Here is a 17757-nt window from a genome sequence, read left to right on the forward strand (position 1 = left end):
AATAATGCATAAACTCTATATTACATAAATAAAAAAATCTTACAAATATAAAAAGCTATTAACAACCTTGCCTTTAAGGTGCTAATAGCTTTTTCTTATTCTACTATAAATTTATCTTTATAATAAAGATTTATTTCTTCTTTTTCTCCAAATAATATTCTCTCTGCTAAGTTTGGCTTTATTTCACGTTCAATAACTTTTACTATATCTCTTCCACCAAATTCTTTTATTTTAGCTTCCTTTAGAATTCCTTCTATTAAGCTATCATAACACATCACTATTTGGATATTTCTTTTTTTAGCTTTTTCTTCTAATTTAAATAGTTCTTTTTTAGCTATAAGTTTTCCTATCTCTTCATTTATTGGATTAAACTTAATTACGCTATCTAATCTATTTCTAAATTCTGGTGAAAATATCTTCTTAACTTCCTCGAATACATTCTCCCCTTTTACTTCTCTTTCTAAAAATCCTACTAAAGGCTTTCCTATCTCTCTAGCACCTGCATTAGATGTCATTACAATAATTACATTTCTAAAGCTTACACGCCTTCCCTTATTGTCTGTAAGTGTTCCATAGTCCATAACTTGAAGCATTGTATCAAAAACATCACTATGAGCCTTTTCAATTTCATCTAATAATAAAATTGCATTTGGATTTTTATAAATTGCATCAGTTAAAAGACCACCATCCTCATATCCTACATAACCTGGAGGTGTTCCTATAAGTTTAGCTGCTGAGTGTTTTTCACCATATTCACTCATATCAAATCTTAATAGCTTTAAATTCATTTCTTCACTTAATGCTTTTGCTATTTCTGTTTTTCCTACTCCTGTTTGCCCTACAAATAGGAAAGATGCTACTGGTTTGTTTTCATCTTTAAGTCCTGCTTTAGACATGTTTATTGCTCTGCAAAGCTTATCTATGGCATTATCTTGCCCAAATATTTTTTTCTTTAATAAACCTTTTAATTCTTTAACTTTAGTTAATTCATCTTTTTCAACTATTTCTTTTGGGATGCTCACAATTTTTGCAACTGTATCTTCAATTTCTTTTTTATCAATTATATGATTTAGTCCTTTCATTGCAACAAAAGCACCTGCTTCATCTATAATATCTATTGCTTTATCTGGTAAAAATCTGTCATTTATATATTTATTTGTTAAGGTTATTGCTTCTTTTAACGCTCTATCTGTATATTCTACATCATGATAACTTTCAAATTTTTCTTTTAATCCAGTTAATATAAGGAATGTTTCCTCTTCAGTTGGTTCTTTTATTTCTATAGTTTGAAATCTTCTTTGAAGAGCTTTATCCTTGTCAAAATTCTTTTTGTACTCATCATAAGTAGTTGATCCAATAAATCTAACATTTCCTTCTTGAAGATATGGCTTAAATATATTAGATGCATCTAATGAATTATTTCCTAATGCTCCTGCACCCACTATCGTATGAATTTCATCTATATATACTATTGGATTTTCATATTTTTCTACATCTTTCAATACAGATTTTATTCTCTCTTCAAAGTCTCCTCTGTATTTAGCTCCTGCTATCATTCCTCCAATATCTAATGAAAATATCTTAGAATTCTTTAATTTTTCAGGAACCTTTCCTTCATTAATTAAATTTGCAACCGCTCTAACAATTGAAGTTTTTCCAACTCCTGCTTCTCCAATATGAATAGGATTATTTTTATTTCTTCGTAATAACACTTGAATTGTTCTTTCTATTTCTTCTTCTCGTCCTATTACAGGATCTAGCTTTCCTTCTTTTGCTTTTAATGTTAGTTCTTCTGCATATTTATCTATATATCTTTTCTTTTCTTTTTTTGAATCACTATAATCTATTTCTTCTAGATTTTCTTCCTCTTCACTTTCTACATATTCATCTAAAAATGTTTCTAAAAGCTCTACTCTTTTTATTTCATTTTTTTCTAATATATATTTAGCAAATGATTCCTCTAGATTATAGAAACTTGCAATAATATGTTCAAACTTAATAGTTTCATTTCCACTACTTATAGCTATTGATGCTGCATAAGAAATCAATTTATTAAATTGATAACTTTCATTCGGATTCTCATCTTCTATAATTATAGCGTTTTCTTCTATATATTCTTCTAGTTCACTTTTTATTTCTTCAATATTTAAATTTTTTTCTTTTAATAATTTCTTTATTTTTTCATCTTCTAATATTACTAAAAGAAGCATCTCTGGTGTTATATATTCATATTTTTTTTCTTTTCCAATTAAAAACACCTTTAAAATTATATCATTAACTATTTTATCTAAATTCATAATATTAAACCTCTTCTACTGTCATTTTAAATGGGAAATCTTCTCTCTTTGCTATCTGTAATGCAAGACCTACCTTACTCATTGCAATATCATAACTATATGTCCCTGCAACCCCTTTACCTTTATTATGAACATCTCTCATTATTTTATTTGCTTCAACTTCAGGTTTTTTAAATATATCCATCAATATAAAGATAACAAACTCCATTGTCGTAAAATCATCATTATACATTATTGCATTATATTTTTTGGGTCTTTTAAATTTTATCTTCTCTATAGTTTCTATCTTCTCTTCCACTTCTAACTCCTCCTAAAATGTATATATAGTATTATACTATATCACTTCCTATTAGGTTTACTTTTTTTCTTAATAAAAAAATATATCATTGTTAGTATTAACGATATATAAGCTAGTCCATAGCATTTTAAAAGTGCATTTTCTATAGAGTCTATATTTTCACTTAAAAAATATCCAATAAGAATTAAGCTTGTATTCCATATTGTTATTCCTAAAAAAGAGTATAGGAGAAATATTGAATATTTCACTTTCTGAATTCCTGCTGCTATTGATATAAAATTTCTTGTCATAGGTATTACTCTACATACTACTAATGCTACCTTTCCATATTTTAAAAACCATTTGTCTAATTCAATAATAATATTTTTTACTCCTGTTATCCTTATATTTGATAATGAAAATATAGCCTCTCTTCCATAATAACCAATTAAATAAGCAATACTTGAACCTATTAGTGCTCCTAATATACTAAATACTATTACTTCTAAATATGAAAAAATACCAATATAAATCATAACTCCTATAAAAGGTAAAAGTAATTCACTTGCTATTGGAAATGCCGTATACTCTAGCGCTACAATTAAAAATATCCCCACTACACCTAAATTGCTAAAGAAAAGAGTTAATAGATTCAGCATTTCTTTAATCATTATTCTTCTCCACTATATTCCTTATTTTTATATTTAATAATATTCTATATTTTAATAATTATTCTTTTCTCTAATTATTATTTAAAATTAAATTTATTTTCCTTTTTTAGGAGGATTTTATATTTTTTTGAAGAATATTATATTATGTTAAGAAGTATACACTTATGAAAAACTAAAAGATAGACTTAAAGGGGTGCATTATTTATGGGAATTGATAATTTAAAAAAAATTAAAAATAGCAGTAATATTATAGAAAGAACTATTTTTAATACTCTTATAACTGAAAATTTTTCTTTAGATGATTTAATATCAGAATCTATAGAAAATTTAGGTTTCACAATAAAAAAAGATTTTTTTTCTGAAGATTTTTTACTTACATTTGTTTATTTAGATGTGTTAAAGACTCATATTTCAGGAAAAGAAAACGTTTATAATAACTACCACATAATAATTAACCACATAGAAAAAGTAGAGAAAGCTCTTGAAGAAATGTCTGGTAATTCTAATATTCAATTACTCGAGTTTAGAGAATGGCTTGGAATTTCCGATAACTTCCATAATACTTTGTTAGCATTATAAAAAATTAAGCTAGATAAAATAAAGCTAATTTTAATACTTCTTATTAGCTTATTTTTATCTAGCCTTTTATTTTATATGGAGTTTATTGTATTTGTTCCCCATTTAAAATTTTATTTAGCTTGTCTATATTTATATTTTCTTTAAAAATATCATAAAAATCTACAAATCTCTTTTCTTTATATTCACTAAAAGATTTTTCTTCTAACTTTTTATTACTTGTTACAACACCGTGTCTCGCTTTTAATATTTTTAAAAGCTTACGTCTAAATTCTTTACTTTCAAAAACTCCATGCATATATGTTCCAAATACATTTCCCTCTTTATTAGAAAATCCAATAATATTATTCATCTTGTCTATCATAAATGCTTCACATTCGCTTAGCATTTCTGTTTCACCTTCAATACTCTCATATCCATATAATGGACTTCCTGATAGCTCTTTAAGGTTATTTAGCATATTACACACATTTCCCTTTGCAATAGTCGTCTTATTAACAAATGTATATGTAGTCTTTAATGGTAATAAATCTAATCCTTTTAATTTAGTTCCCTTATTATCTATACTATATAAATCTTCAACTGTCGATCCAAGCATTTGCATTCCACCACAAATCCCCATTACAGTTTTCCCATTTTCTACAGCCTTTAATATTCCTTCTTCTAGTCCTTTTTCTTTCATGTATTCCAAATCTCTTAATGTATTTTTACTTCCTGGAACAACTATAAAATCTGCTAACTCCATTTGTTCTGCTGTTTCTATTAAAAGCATCTTAACTTCTTTTTCATCTTCAAAAGGATAAAAATCTGATACATGAGAAATTCCTGGAAATTTAACTACTCCAATTATTAAATCTCTCTTTTTATCAAATCTATATTGTTTCCCATAATCCTCTTCTGTTAATATATCTGTATTTATCTCTGGCATAACACCTAAAAATGGAATTTTCAATCTTTTCTCAAGCTTTGCAAGTCCTCTTTTTAAGTAGTCCATATCTCCATTATATCCATTTATTATTATACCCTTTATTCTTTTTCTATCTTCTTTTGTAATAAGAGATAGTGTTCCATAAATATTAGCAAAAGAATTATTATCTAGATAATCACTTACTAATACAATATCTGCATTTACATTTTTCGCAAAATTAAAGTTTAAAAACTCTTCTTCTCTATCAACGTATTCTAGGCATTCTCCTGTTCCTTCTATTAATATATACTCTTCACTTTTACTTATTTCTTCAAAACTAGAATACATAAACTCTTCGAAATCTTTTTTTACATCTTTGTAATTAAATGCTTCTGCTTTCGCATAGTCAGAACCTTTAACAAAGACCTTTGTTTTATTTTTTAAATTTTGTATTACTATTGGATTGTTATCTATTGAAGCCTCTTTATTTAAAGCATCTAATTTTAACTTTTCCATATATCCTATATACTGTTTTTCTGAAATTTCAGTTATTTTATTTGTTATTTCTAAAGGTTTAAAAGATGTTGCTTCTATATTTCTTTCTTTTAAAAGCTTTCCTATGCATATGCTTATTAAAGTTTTTCCTACTCCATCTTTTATACCAAGTATTGCTATCTTATTGTTCAACATAATCATCTCCAAAAATATATCGTTAACTCTAATTCTATCATCTATTTCAGTTATATTGAAGAATAAAATTTAAAAAATATCTTTTCTTTAATTTTATATATAAAAAAACTCTAACCTATAAATTTTAATAGGTAGAGTTTTTTAACTTTTAATTTCTAACAACCATTTTTATACAGTTATTTCACTTTCAATATTAATTGCTTCTCTATGCTTTGCAATTATTGGATTAACATATTCATCTATAAATTCAACAACTTGACTTTCTGCTCTTCCAGTAAATAGCTTTGGATCTATTATATTTAAAATTTCTTCTTTTGATAATCCAAAAGTTTTATCTTCTATAATTCTGCTAATTAAATCATTATCAAGACCTTCGCCTTTTACTCTCTTTGCAGCTTCCATTGAGTGAACTCTTATTTTTTCATGAAGTTCTTGTCTATCTCCACCTCTTTTTACAGCTTCCATCATTATGTTTTCTGTAGCCATAAATGGTAATTCACTATCTACATGTGCTCTTATTACCTTTGGATATACAACCATATTTTCTGAAATATTTATATATAGGTTTAATACTCCATCTAAGGCTAAGAATCCTTCTGCTACAGCTATTCTTTTATTAGCAGAATCATCTAATGTTCTTTCAAACCATTGTGTTGATGCTGTAATAGCTGGATTTAATGCATCTACTATTACATATCTCGCTAATGCACTCATTCTTTCACTTCTCATAGGATTTCTTTTATAAGCCATTGCTGATGAACCTATTTGATGCTTTTCAAAAGGCTCTTCCATTTCTTTCATATTTTGAAGTAATCTTAAATCATTACTAAATTTATATGCACTTTGTGAAATTTCTGAAAGCGTATTTAAAACTATAGAATCTAGTTTTCTTGGATAAGTTTGCCCTGTCACTCCATAGCTTTTATGGAATCCCATTTTTTCTGCAACTATTTTATCTAATTTTTTTACCTTTTCTTCATCACCTTCAAAAAGATTCATAAAACTAGCTTGTGTTCCTGTAGTTCCTTTAACTCCTCTTAATTTTAAAGTACTTAAAAGGAATTCTATATTTTCCATATCCATTACTAAGTCTTGCATCCATAACGTAGCTCTTTTTCCTACAGTAGTTAATTGAGCTGGTTGAAAATGAGTAAACCCTAAAGTTGGCATTTCTTTATATTCCATTGCAAACTTACTTAATCTATCTAGAACAGTTACTATTTTATCTCTGATAAGTTCTAATCCATCTCTTAATATTATTATGTCTGTATTATCCCCTACATAGCAACTAGTTGCTCCTAAATGGATTATCCCCTTAGCACTAGGACATTGTACTCCATATGCATAAACATGACTCATAACATCATGTCTAACTTCTTTCTCTTTCTTTATAGCCTCATCATAATTTATATTATCTATATTTGCTCTTAATTCTTCTAATTGTTCTTCAGTTATATTTAATCCAAGTTCCTTTTCTCCTTCTGCTAAAGCTACCCATAGCTTTCTCCACGTAGAGAATTTCATATCATCTGAAAATATGTAACTCATTTCTTTTGATGCATACCTTGTATTAAGTGGTGTATTATAAATATTTCTCATTTTATACCTCCATACGAACATATTTTATATTTCAATAACTTTTATTCGTATTATATCATATTTTTTTCAATTTATCATCTTTTTTAACAAATTAGACTTTAAATACTCTCTTCCCATTATTATTCATATATTTTCTTTTCTTTATACAAATAAAAAAAAGACCCCTTTAAAGGAGTCTTTTCTTACTAATCTTCTAAGTTTTCTATTAAGCTTGCTATTTCTTCAACTGCTAAAGCTTCATCATCTCCTGATGCCATAACGGTTACAGTTGAATTAGCAGTAACTGCTAATGATAAAACTCCTATTAAGCTTTTAACATTTGCTTTCTTACCATTGAATTCTATGCTTACATCCGATTTGAAAGATGAAGCCTTTTTAACTAATAAAGTTGCTGGTCTAGCGTGTAAACCAGTAGCATTTTTTACTAAAACCTCTTTAGATACCATGCAAATACACCTCTTTACTTAATATTGTGTTAATTACTATTAACTTTCTTAATTATAAACTTTTTTCCTTATAATTTCAACTGTTCACTTTATTTTTATTATTGCTTTTATAATATATTTTCAACTATCTTGGTTGAATGATTAATTTTATAGCTGTTCTTTCTTCACCATCTATTTCTATATCTGTAAACGCTGGTATACAGATTATATCTTTTCCAGTTGGTGCTACGAACCCTCTAGCTATTGCTATTGCTTTTACCGCTTGGTTTATTGCTCCCGCTCCTATAGCTTGTATTTCAACAGTATTCTTTTCTTTTATGATAGCAGCTAATGCTCCTGCTACTGAGTTTGGGCTTGATTTAGTTGATACTTTTAGTACTTCCATTTGTATATTCCTCCTTAGATTAATACCATTTTTCTTAATATTACCATGTAATGGTATATTATATATATTCTCCATTTTCCCCTTTTTTCCTTTTTTTTCTTTAAATAAATTAAAATTTTACCATTTTTTCAGTTAATATCATGTTACTCTTTCTTTTTATTAAAAACTTCTAACATTTACCACTAATTTTCAATGATTTATTAATATTTATTTGAAACTTTTTTAAATATTTTTTTATTTTATAGCTTATTTTTTAAAAAAATTTTTATTTTAATCAATTTCATTTGTCTTTTCAATAATTTTTTTAATATTAAAAAATTTAAAAGAGGTATATCAAAATGATATACCTCTTTTACTATTTTGCAAAATCAATGGCTCTAGTTTCTCTAATTACACTGATTTTTATTTGTCCTGGATATTCTAATTGTTCTTCAACACTCTTCACTATATTACGTGAAAGTTCTATAGCTCCTGTATCGTCAATTTGATCTGGTTTAACCATAATTCTAATCTCTCTACCAGCTTGAATGGCATATGACTTTTCTACACCTTCATATGAGTTAGCAATTTCTTCTAACTTCTCTAATCTCTTAATATATGCCTCTAATGTTTCTCTTCTTGCACCTGGTCTAGCAGCTGAAATTGCATCTGCTGCTTGAACTAGTACCGACTCTAGACACTGCATTTCCACATCTCCATGATGGGCTGAAATTGCATTCACTACAAGTGGTGATTCACCATATTTCTTAGCAAGATCTCCACCAATTAATGCATGTGGTCCTTCTTGCTCTTGATCTACAGCTTTACCTATATCATGTAGTAATCCTGCTCTTCTAGCTAGAGTAACATCTAAACCTAGTTCTGAAGCCATTAACCCAGCTAAATATGAAACTTCTATAGAATGTTTTAAAACATTTTGCCCATAACTAGTTCTATATTTTAATCTTCCTAATAGTTTTGTAATCTCTGGATGAAGTCCATGAACACATGTTTCTAGTGTTGCTTGTTCTCCTTCTTCTTTAATGTTGTTTTCAACATCTTTTTGAGCTTTAATAACCATTTCTTCGATTCTTGCTGGATGTATTCTACCATCCACTATTAACTTTTCAAGTGCCATTCTAGCAACTTCTCTCCTAATAGGATCAAAGCTTGATAAAATAACTGCTTCTGGAGTATCATCTATAATTAAGTCAACTCCTGTTAATGTTTCTAAAGTTCTAATGTTTCTTCCTTCTCTACCTATTATTCTACCCTTCATTTCATCGTTTGGTAGTGCAACAACATGAACAGTCGTTTCTGAAACATGATCTGCAGCGCATCTTTGAATAGCAGTAGTTATGATTTCACGGGCTTTTTTGTCCGCTTCTTCTTTCGCTCTACTTTCAACTTCTTTAATCATTATAGCTGCATCGTGTGATATTTCTTTTTTGATTTCTCCTAAAAGAAGTTCTCGCGCTTCTTCCCCTGAAAGGTTTGCTACTCTTTCAAGTTCTTCTCTTCTTTTTGAATAAAGAAGATTTGCGTCTTCTTCTAGTTTTTCAACGTCTATCACTCTTTTATTAAGTGTTTCTTCTCTTTTTTCTAAAAGATCGTTTTTCTTATCAAGAGATTCTTCTCTCTGAATTACTCTTCTTTCAAGTCTTTGAACTTCATTTCTTCTCTCACGAGAATCTTTTTCAAGTTCATTTCTTAGTTTATGAACCTCTTCCTTAGCTTCTAAGATAGCTTCTTTCTTAGTAGATTCCGCTTCCCTCTTAGCATTTTCAAGTTGCATTTCTGCTTCTTTTTCTAGAGTTTCAATTTTATTTTTTGATTTTGTTTGAATTGTTTTATATACTACTACTCCTAATATAAGTAGTACCAATATATATCCAATAATAATACCTGCTGCTTCCAAAACAACACCTCCTAAGCTTATTTTTTTATACTTAGCATAGTTGGTGTCATATTCATTCATGGTTATTCTTGAATATGATAAACCAGTATTTGTTATTATTGTATATTAAAATTAAAATTATGTCAAGTTGGGCGATATAGAGCAAATATCTAATATTTTTCTCTGTATTTCTTCAAATTTCTTTATATTTTATAAAAAGGAGAGATAAAAAAATCTCTCCTTTTTAATAATTATTCTTCTGTTTTTCCTGCTTTACTTACAGCAACTTCAGCTTTTGCTTCTGCCTTTGGTAAATTATATTTTTCTCTAATTGTATTTTCTATTTCTAATGCTGTTTCAGGATTTTCTTTTAAGTAAATTTTAGCATTTTCTCTTCCTTGCCCAAGTCTTATATCTCCGTATGAGAACCATGCTCCACTTTTTTGAACAATTCCTTCTTTAACTCCAACATCTACAATATTACCTTCTCTTGAAATTCCTTCATTATACATAATATCAAATTCCGCTTGTCTAAAAGGTGGTGCAACTTTATTTTTAATAACCTTAACTCTTGTTCTGTTACCCATTATAAATTCACCTTGTTTTATTGAATCAATTCTTCTTACATCTAATCTTACTGATGAATAGAATTTTAAAGCTCTTCCTCCTGGTGTAGTTTCAGGATTACCAAACATTATTCCAACTTTTTCTCTAAGCTGATTTATAAATATTGCTACACAATTTGTTTTATTTATTGTTCCTGCTAGTTTTCTTAAAGCTTGAGACATAAGTCTAGCTTGAAGTCCTACGTGAGCATCTCCCATTTCACCTTCAATTTCTGCTTTTGGTACAAGAGCTGCAACTGAATCAATAACTATTGTATCTATAGCTCCTGATCTAACTAATGCTTCTGTTATTTCTAATGCTTGCTCTCCTGTATCAGGTTGTGAAACTATTAAACTTTCAGTATCAACACCTAAATTTCTAGCATACGATGGATCTAAAGCATGTTCTGCATCAATAAATGCAACTGCTCCACCTCTTTTTTGTGTTTCAGCTACCATATGAAGTGCAACTGTAGTTTTACCTGAACTTTCTGGTCCATATATTTCAACTATTCTTCCTCTTGGTACTCCACCTATTCCTAATGCTATATCTAAATCTAAACACCCAGTTGATATTGCTTCAATGTCTAATGATGCTTTTTCACCAAGCTTCATTACAGCACCTTTACCAAATTGTTTTTCTATTTGTCCCATAGCTGCTTCTATGGCTTTTAATTTATTTACATCTATATTACTCAATTAATACACCCTCCTCGATGAATAGAACAAATGTTCTTCTTAATATTAAGTATATATTATCTTATTATTATAGTCAACAATTTTAAAATAATTTATACATATGTTTTTTACTTTTATTCCATTTTATGTATTTTTATTTTTGTAAAAATAAACTGCTAAAGCTTTATCTATATTTATAGTCACTGCTTTAGCATATTATACTTCTTAAACGTTAAAATAAGAGAGTACTTTTATTAAGTATTCTCTTATTTTTTTATTTATTAGTTGATATTACACCTTTATTTTTTCTAAAATAATCCCAGCCAGATACAACTGTTATTACTACTGCTACATACATCATTATAGTTGGTAATGATGTAAAAGTGTATTCAATTATTTTATGATTTGCTACAAGATTTGTAAGGTATTTTGATGTTCCAATATTTACTTCTATTAGAAGTAATATTATCGCAATTATTTGTATAACTGTTTTTATTTTTCCCCACCAACTAGCAGCTATTACTTTTCCTTCAGATGCAGCTATAGTTCTTAATCCCGATACAGCAAACTCTCTAGCAATTATTATTATTGCAGCCCATCCTTGAACAAGCCCTAACTCTACCAACGAAATTAATGCTGCTGTTACTAGTAATTTATCCGCTAAAGGATCCATAAACTTTCCAAAATTAGTTACTTGATTCCTACTTCTTGCAATATATCCATCTAATTTATCTGTTAAAGATGCAAGAATAAATATAAACGTTGCAATAAAAGTTCCATATGGTATTCCTTTTGCTACTATAAATACTAGGAATATTGGAACTAATATTATTCTTACCATTGTTAATTTATTCGCAAGATTCACATATACCAACTCCTATTAGATCGTATTCAGCACTTTCCTCAATTTTAACTTTTACAAAATCGCCCTTTTTAGGAGCTGTACAATCTTTTTTAAAGAACACTTCTCCATCTATATTTGGTGCCATTTCATAATTTCTTCCATAATAATATTCTCCATTATTTCCTTCGACTAGAATATCATAAATTTTACCTATTTTCAAGTTATTTATCTCTTTTGAAACCTCATTTTGAACCTCCATAAGAGCTTTTTCTCTTTGTTCTTTAACTTCTTCATCCACTTGTTCTTCCATAATAGCAGCTGGTGTTCCTTCTTCTCTTGAATAAGTAAATACTCCAACTTTTTCAAGCTTTTTATCAATTAAAAATTCTTTTAATTCGTTAAATTCTTCTTCGCCTTCATTTGGGAATCCTACAATTAGAGATGTTCTTAATGCAATACCTTCAACTCTTTCTCTTAATGTATCTATTTTTGTTAATATGTCTTTTTTAGTTGTCTTTCTTCCCATAAGCTTTAATATTTTATCACTAATATGCTGAATTGGAAGATCTAAATATTTTACTACCTTCTCATTTTCACTTATTTCAGTGATTAATTCATCATATATTTCCTCTGGATAACAATATAAAAGTCTTATCCATTTTATTTCTTCTATTTTAGCAAGTTCTTTCAATAATATATGAAGATTTTGTTTTCCATATATATCTTTTCCATACATAGTTGTATCTTGTGCTATTAGTATTATTTCTTTTGTTCCTGAATTTGCTAATGCTTTTGCTTCTTCAATAATGTTTTCCATTTGTCTACTTCTAAATTTCCCTCTTATCTTAGGAATTATACAATATGTGCAAAAATTATCGCACCCTTCTGCTATTCTTATATAAGCAGTACTTTTATCAGTAGTTAAAAGTCTTATTCCTTCATTTATGTTCTTATCTGAATAATTCACATTTGTTATGATTTCATTATTATCTATAAAATTCAGTATTAATTTATCTATTTTTTCATAGTCATTAACACCTAGCATTATATCTATTTCTGGCATTAACTCTTGCAATTCACTACCATATCTTTGAGTTAAACATCCTGTTGCTATTAGTAACTTACAATTGTGATCTTCTTTATATTTTGCCATTTCTAAAATTGTATCTATAGATTCTTGTTTTGCTTTTTCTATAAATCCACAAGTATTAACAATTATTATGTCAGCTTCCTTTGGATCATTTGTTATACTGTATGTCTGATTCATAACACCTAACATAATCTCTGAATCCACTCTATTTTTGTCACAACCTAAACTTACCATTCCTACTTTATATTTTGCCAAACCGATTTCCTCCTGTGTTTCAATTGCTTATTTTATTTTATATCTCTTTTTATTTTATGACAAGTAAATTTTATTCTATTTCTTCTAACTCTTCGCTAAAGTACTCTTCTTTTGATACAAGTACTTGTCTTGGCTTACTTCCATCTCTTCCTGATATTATTCCTCTTTCTTCCAATTCATCCATTATTCTAGAAGCTCTATTAAATCCAACTTTAAATTTTCTTTGGATGAATGAAGTTGAAGCTTGATTAAATTCAATAACTGTTTTTATAACATCACCTAAAAGTTCATCTACTTCCTCTCCATTAGAACTACTTTCTGCATTTTTAGTTTCTTTTTGAATATGTTCTAAAATATCCTCTTCATATTTTATATCAGAAATATCCTTCTTAACAAAGTTAACTAAGTTTTCTACTTCCTCTTCCGATATAAAACATCCTTGAACTCTAAGTGGCTTACTTTCTCCTACTGGATAATAAAGCATATCTCCTTTTCCTAGAAGTTTTTCTGCTCCACTACTATCTAGAATTGTTCTTGAATCAATTTGTGATGAAACTGCAAATGATATTCTAGATGGTATATTAGCTTTAATAACTCCAGTTATTACATCTACTGATGGTCTTTGTGTGGCTATTACAAGGTGCATTCCTGCCGCTCTAGCCATTTGCGCAAGTCTTCCTATATAATCTTCTACATCATTTGCACAAACCATCATAAGGTCTGCAAGTTCATCTACTATTATAACTATATAAGGAAGCTTTTCTTGTATGACCCCTTTATTAAATAATTGATTATAAGAATCTATATTTCTCGCACCTGAGTCTGCAAATAATTTATATCTTCTTGTCATTTCATTAACAGCCCAGTTTAATGCAGCTGCTGCTTTTTTAGGCTCAGTTACTACTGGTATTAAAAGATGTGGTATTCCATTATACACACTTAACTCAACTACCTTCGGATCTACCATTAATAGTTTAACCTCATCTGGAGAATACTTATACAACAAACTAACTATTAATGTATTTATACATACACTTTTTCCTGAACCTGTTGCTCCTGCTATAAGAGTATGAGGCATTTTACTTAAATCCCCTACCACACATTCTCCACCTATATCTTTACCTAATGCTATAGCAAGTTTTTTATCTGTTTTAGTAAAATCTTCACTTTCTAATACTTCTCTTAAGAATACTGGAGTTTGTGTTTTATTTGGTACTTCTATTCCTATAGCTGACTTTCCTGGTATAGGCGCTTCTATTCTCACTCCTGATGCTGCTAATCCTAAAGCTATATCATCAGCTAAATTTACAATTTTACTTACCTTTACTCCTGGACTTGGCTGAAGTTCAAATCGTGTTACTGAAGGTCCTTTAGTTACTTGATTCACTTCTGCTTCAACTCCAAAACTCATAAGAGTGCTTGTTAATTTATTTGCACTTTTTATAAGATCTTGTCTATCACTACCATTCAATTCAGTATCTTTATTTATTTTTAACAAGTCTAATGATGGTCTTATATATTCTTTCTCATCTTTAGTTTTCTTATTTTCTAATAAACTATTTTCAATGGCATTATGAATTTCTTCTTTTTCATCTCCATTTACATCTTTTCCCTTGCTTTTCTCAATCATAGGTTCATGAATTCTAGGTACAGCTTTTCTTTTTGGTTCAACAGCTTCTTTTTCTTTTGGTTTCTTTTGCTCTTCTTTTTTCTTTTCTTCAAATTCTTCATAATCATCTGGTTCTTCATTATGCAAACTAGAGTTTTGCATAAATTTTAATGTTTTTAATTTAGAATCATCAGTTTTAATTCTTTTGTTCTCTACTTCACCTTCATTAACAACATCAATAAATCCATGTTCTTCTGCAAATTTATCTTCTCTTAATTTATTTAGTGATTTGCTTTTTTCTTTTACTTTTATACCTAAATCATAAAGTGTAATATCAAAAACTAAAATGCTTCCTATCAAAACAAATGCAAAATAAATTATGTATGAGCCTATTGCACCTAATAGCTTGTACATCGGATATGACACTATATATCCTAATATACCACCATTTATTGCTCCTTTATTTGTAGCTACTTCATTAAATCCACTAGTAAAAGTAACCTCTTTTAAATCATGTATATATATAGTTGAACTTATTAAAATAAATAATATTAAATATATTGTAATCCCAATAAAATTTTTATTTATTTTTATTCTTCCTTTTCCTCTTATATATTCATATCCAAGGTATAAAATATATACAGGAATTGCATATCCACCTATACCTACTAAAAATTGAACTATACTTTGTGAAAATTTAGAAAGACTTCCTATTAAATTTGTATATATAGCCAATGATAATATTAAACCTATTGCTATAATTATAATTCCTTTTATATCCCCACTCTTATTAGAGGTATTTTTTACTTTTTCAGAACTTTTTTTAGGACTTTTTTTAGTGTTTGTGCTTGTACGTCCCTTTGTATTCACTCTCTTTTTGCTCACTTAATCACCCCACTATCATTAAATTCTACAAATTATATAAAACTCCTTTTAAAAACAAGAATAAAATCAGCCATATTCAATATAGCTGACCTTTAAGTTATTTTTCATCTATAAGGTTATTTAATTTCTCTATAGCATCTTTTAATCCACCAACTCCATCTATAAGTCCACATTCAACAGCCTGTTCTCCAATTAAAATAGTCCCCATATCATTTAATAAATCACCTGTTTGTCTTAGCAATTCATCTAGTTTTTTAGGTTTTATTTTAGATGTTCTTACTATAAATCCATTTATTCTCTCTTGCATCCTTCTAAAATATTCAAATGTTTGAGATACACCTATTATAAATCCATTCATTCTTATAGGATGAACTATCATTGTTGCCGATGGCGTTATAAATGAATATGTTGAACATGTTGCTAAAGGTACCCCTATAGAGTGACCTCCACCTATAACTATTGAAACTGTTGGTTTAGATATAGAATTTATCATTTCCGCTATTCCAAGACCTGCTTCCACATCTCCACCTACTGTATTTATTACAATTAAAACACCTTCAACATTTTCATTTTGTTCTATATCTATTATTTGTGGAATAATATGCTCATATTTCGTCGCCTTTGTTTGAGCTGGTGCAACTACATGCCCCTCTATTTGTCCTATTATAGATAAAATTCTTATCCTTTCATTTGGTTCTACTGCTCCAGTATTCCCAAGTTCTTTAATGGATTCAATTTTTTCATTTTCTATTTTATCCTCTTCAATTATCTCTGAAGTTTTCGATTCTGTCTTTTTTTTCATAAAAACACCTCCCGTACAAATTTATTTTGCACGAGAGTTATTTTTTTATTCATTTTTATTATAGTTCAAATATTTTATGTAGAGCATTTATTGCTTTTTCTACATTTTTTGTATGAATAAGACACCAAATAGTCATATGTGAATCTGCTGTTTGAAGAACTTCAATATTATTTTCAGTTAACCCTTGAACTATTTTAGCTATTACTCCAGGAATTCCTGTCATTCTACTTCCAACAATAGCAAGTTGACTACAGTTTTCTACTAATTCATATTTTAAATCTAATGTTTGTAATACTTTTTCTAATTTTTCTTTTCTATCTCCACCTATAGTGAAAACTTGTCTTTCTGGAAAAATATTTATTAAATCTAAACTTATATTATTAGCTGCTAAAAATCCCAATACATTTCTATAATTATTATTATTTTTATTTTCCTCAAACTGAATTTTTACTTGTATTCTATTATTTTGATGAGTGATTCCTGTAATAATCTTAGGATGCTTAATATCCCCATTATTATTTATAAGTGTTCCTTCACACTCACTCATAGTATTTTTAATTAAAAGTGGAACATTCCCTTTCATTGCTACTTCTATTGCTCTTGGATGAATAACTTTTGCTCCATGATCTGCAAGTTGAAATACTTCGTTATAACTTATTACATTTATAAGGGAGGCATCTTCAACTATTCTAGGATCCGCCGTCATTATTCCATCTACATCAGTGTAAATTTCTATTCTTTCAGCTTCTAATGCAACCCCTAATATTGCTCCACTAGTATCACTTCCACCTCTACCTAATGTCGTAAAGTAACCATCCTCTGTCATTCCTTGAAATCCTGTAACTACTGGAACTTTACCTTTTTCTAAAATTCTCTTAATTCTCGCTGTATCTACTTTTATATGTTCAGCTTCAGAAAATTCATTATTTGTCTGAATGCCAGCTTGACCACCTGTTAATGCCACTGCATCTATTCCTGCATTAAATAATTCATTACTCATGACAACTGAACTTATAAACTCACCACAACATGTTAAAAGATCTGTAGATTGCTTATTATATGTTTTAAATTTATCATCAAGTAAAGATAGTAATGTATCCGTAGCATAAGGCTCTCCTTTTCTTCCCATAGCTGATACTACAACAACTGGTGCAAAACCATTTTCAATAGCCTTTTTTACTTTTTCTATTACTTTTTCTCTTCTATCTTTTGTTGATACAGAAGTTCCTCCAAACTTTTGAACTACTATTTTCACATTAATTCCT

The 17757-nt window shown here is 28.4% G+C and carries 15 protein-coding genes; 1 reads left to right on the forward strand and 14 read right to left on the reverse strand.

The genetic code is table 11. From position 1 onward, the window contains the following. Positions 1 to 95: 95 nt before the first annotated feature. From Q0W06_RS03180 to Q0W06_RS03190, 3 genes are read right to left on the reverse strand one after another with little or no spacing between them, the layout of a single operon-like run. Complete coding sequence (locus Q0W06_RS03180; protein WP_297631306.1) at positions 96 to 2297, reverse strand: AAA family ATPase; 2202 nt, start codon at positions 2295 to 2297, stop codon at positions 96 to 98. Positions 2298 to 2301: 4 nt separating this feature from the next. Next, on the reverse strand, positions 2302 to 2595 hold the full coding sequence (locus Q0W06_RS03185; RefSeq protein ID WP_297631308.1) for an ATP-dependent Clp protease adaptor ClpS: 294 nt from the start codon (positions 2593 to 2595) through the stop codon (positions 2302 to 2304). A gap of 41 nt (positions 2596 to 2636) precedes the next feature. Beyond that, complete coding sequence (locus tag Q0W06_RS03190) at positions 2637 to 3245, reverse strand: DedA family protein (protein ID WP_297631309.1); 609 nt, start codon at positions 3243 to 3245, stop codon at positions 2637 to 2639. Between the two features lie 204 nt (positions 3246 to 3449). Between Q0W06_RS03190 and Q0W06_RS03195 the strand changes: the two genes are divergently transcribed. After that, a complete protein-coding gene (locus Q0W06_RS03195) occupies positions 3450 to 3824 on the forward strand; it encodes a hypothetical protein (protein ID WP_297631311.1) in 375 nt (124 codons plus the stop codon). 82 nt (positions 3825 to 3906) lie between these two features. Here the strand turns inward: Q0W06_RS03195 and Q0W06_RS03200 are convergent, their stop codons facing one another. From Q0W06_RS03200 to dapG, 11 genes are all read right to left on the reverse strand, one after another. Continuing rightward, the gene (locus tag Q0W06_RS03200) at positions 3907 to 5418 is read right to left on the reverse strand and encodes a cobyric acid synthase (RefSeq protein WP_297631313.1); all 1512 of its coding nucleotides are present in this window, start codon (positions 5416 to 5418) and stop codon (positions 3907 to 3909) included. 168 nt (positions 5419 to 5586) lie between these two features. After that, a complete protein-coding gene (gene purB, locus Q0W06_RS03205; RefSeq protein WP_297631316.1) occupies positions 5587 to 7017 on the reverse strand; it encodes an adenylosuccinate lyase in 1431 nt (476 codons plus the stop codon). Positions 7018 to 7202: 185 nt separating this feature from the next. Next, positions 7203 to 7463 (reverse strand): HPr family phosphocarrier protein, encoded by a 261-nt coding sequence (locus tag Q0W06_RS03210; protein WP_297631318.1) that lies wholly within the window; start codon positions 7461 to 7463, stop codon positions 7203 to 7205. A gap of 124 nt (positions 7464 to 7587) precedes the next feature. Next, complete coding sequence (locus Q0W06_RS03215; protein WP_297631321.1) at positions 7588 to 7848, reverse strand: stage V sporulation protein S; 261 nt, start codon at positions 7846 to 7848, stop codon at positions 7588 to 7590. A gap of 355 nt (positions 7849 to 8203) precedes the next feature. Next, positions 8204 to 9745: a ribonuclease Y gene (rny, locus tag Q0W06_RS03220; protein ID WP_297631323.1), complete on the reverse strand. Its 1542-nt coding sequence runs from the start codon at positions 9743 to 9745 to the stop codon at positions 8204 to 8206. 230 nt (positions 9746 to 9975) lie between these two features. After that, on the reverse strand, positions 9976 to 11028 hold the full coding sequence (gene recA, locus Q0W06_RS03225) for a recombinase RecA (RefSeq protein ID WP_297631326.1): 1053 nt from the start codon (positions 11026 to 11028) through the stop codon (positions 9976 to 9978). Positions 11029 to 11281: 253 nt separating this feature from the next. Continuing rightward, entirely contained in the window at positions 11282 to 11872 is a 591-nt protein-coding gene (gene pgsA / locus Q0W06_RS03230) for a CDP-diacylglycerol--glycerol-3-phosphate 3-phosphatidyltransferase (RefSeq protein ID WP_297631329.1), read from the reverse strand. Then, positions 11856 to 13196, reverse strand: coding sequence for a 30S ribosomal protein S12 methylthiotransferase RimO (rimO, locus tag Q0W06_RS03235; RefSeq protein WP_297631332.1), 1341 nt, complete (start codon positions 13194 to 13196; stop codon positions 11856 to 11858). Before rimO ends, pgsA begins: the two co-directional genes overlap by 17 nt. Before the next feature lie 70 nt (positions 13197 to 13266). After that, complete coding sequence (locus tag Q0W06_RS03240; protein ID WP_297631335.1) at positions 13267 to 15690, reverse strand: DNA translocase FtsK; 2424 nt, start codon at positions 15688 to 15690, stop codon at positions 13267 to 13269. A gap of 97 nt (positions 15691 to 15787) precedes the next feature. After that, the gene (locus Q0W06_RS03245; protein ID WP_297631338.1) at positions 15788 to 16492 is read right to left on the reverse strand and encodes an ATP-dependent Clp protease proteolytic subunit; all 705 of its coding nucleotides are present in this window, start codon (positions 16490 to 16492) and stop codon (positions 15788 to 15790) included. 58 nt (positions 16493 to 16550) lie between these two features. Further along, positions 16551 to 17747 carry an aspartate kinase gene (gene dapG / locus Q0W06_RS03250; protein WP_297631341.1) on the reverse strand — a complete coding sequence of 399 codons (1197 nt, stop codon included), beginning with the start codon at positions 17745 to 17747 and terminating at the stop codon, positions 16551 to 16553. Positions 17748 to 17757 lie beyond the last annotated feature (10 nt).

This window comes from uncultured Clostridium sp., from assembly GCF_947072515.1.
In the GTDB taxonomy this organism is placed as follows: Bacteria; Bacillota; Clostridia; order Clostridiales; family Clostridiaceae; genus Clostridium.

Coding starts and splice junctions, on each gene's coding strand:
- Q0W06_RS03180 (WP_297631306.1), bottom strand. CDS start 2,297: ATGAATTTAGATAAAATAGTTAATGATATAATTTTAAAGGTGTTTTTA.
- Q0W06_RS03190 (WP_297631309.1), bottom strand. CDS start 3,245: ATGATTAAAGAAATGCTGAATCTATTAACTCTTTTCTTTAGCAATTTA.
- Q0W06_RS03195 (WP_297631311.1), top strand. CDS start 3,450: ATGGGAATTGATAATTTAAAAAAAATTAAAAATAGCAGTAATATTATA.
- Q0W06_RS03200 (WP_297631313.1), bottom strand. CDS start 5,418: ATGTTGAACAATAAGATAGCAATACTTGGTATAAAAGATGGAGTAGGA.
- purB (WP_297631316.1), bottom strand. CDS start 7,017: ATGAGAAATATTTATAATACACCACTTAATACAAGGTATGCATCAAAA.
- Q0W06_RS03210 (WP_297631318.1), bottom strand. CDS start 7,463: ATGGTATCTAAAGAGGTTTTAGTAAAAAATGCTACTGGTTTACACGCT.
- Q0W06_RS03215 (WP_297631321.1), bottom strand. CDS start 7,848: ATGGAAGTACTAAAAGTATCAACTAAATCAAGCCCAAACTCAGTAGCA.
- Q0W06_RS03245 (WP_297631338.1), bottom strand. CDS start 16,492: ATGAAAAAAAAGACAGAATCGAAAACTTCAGAGATAATTGAAGAGGAT.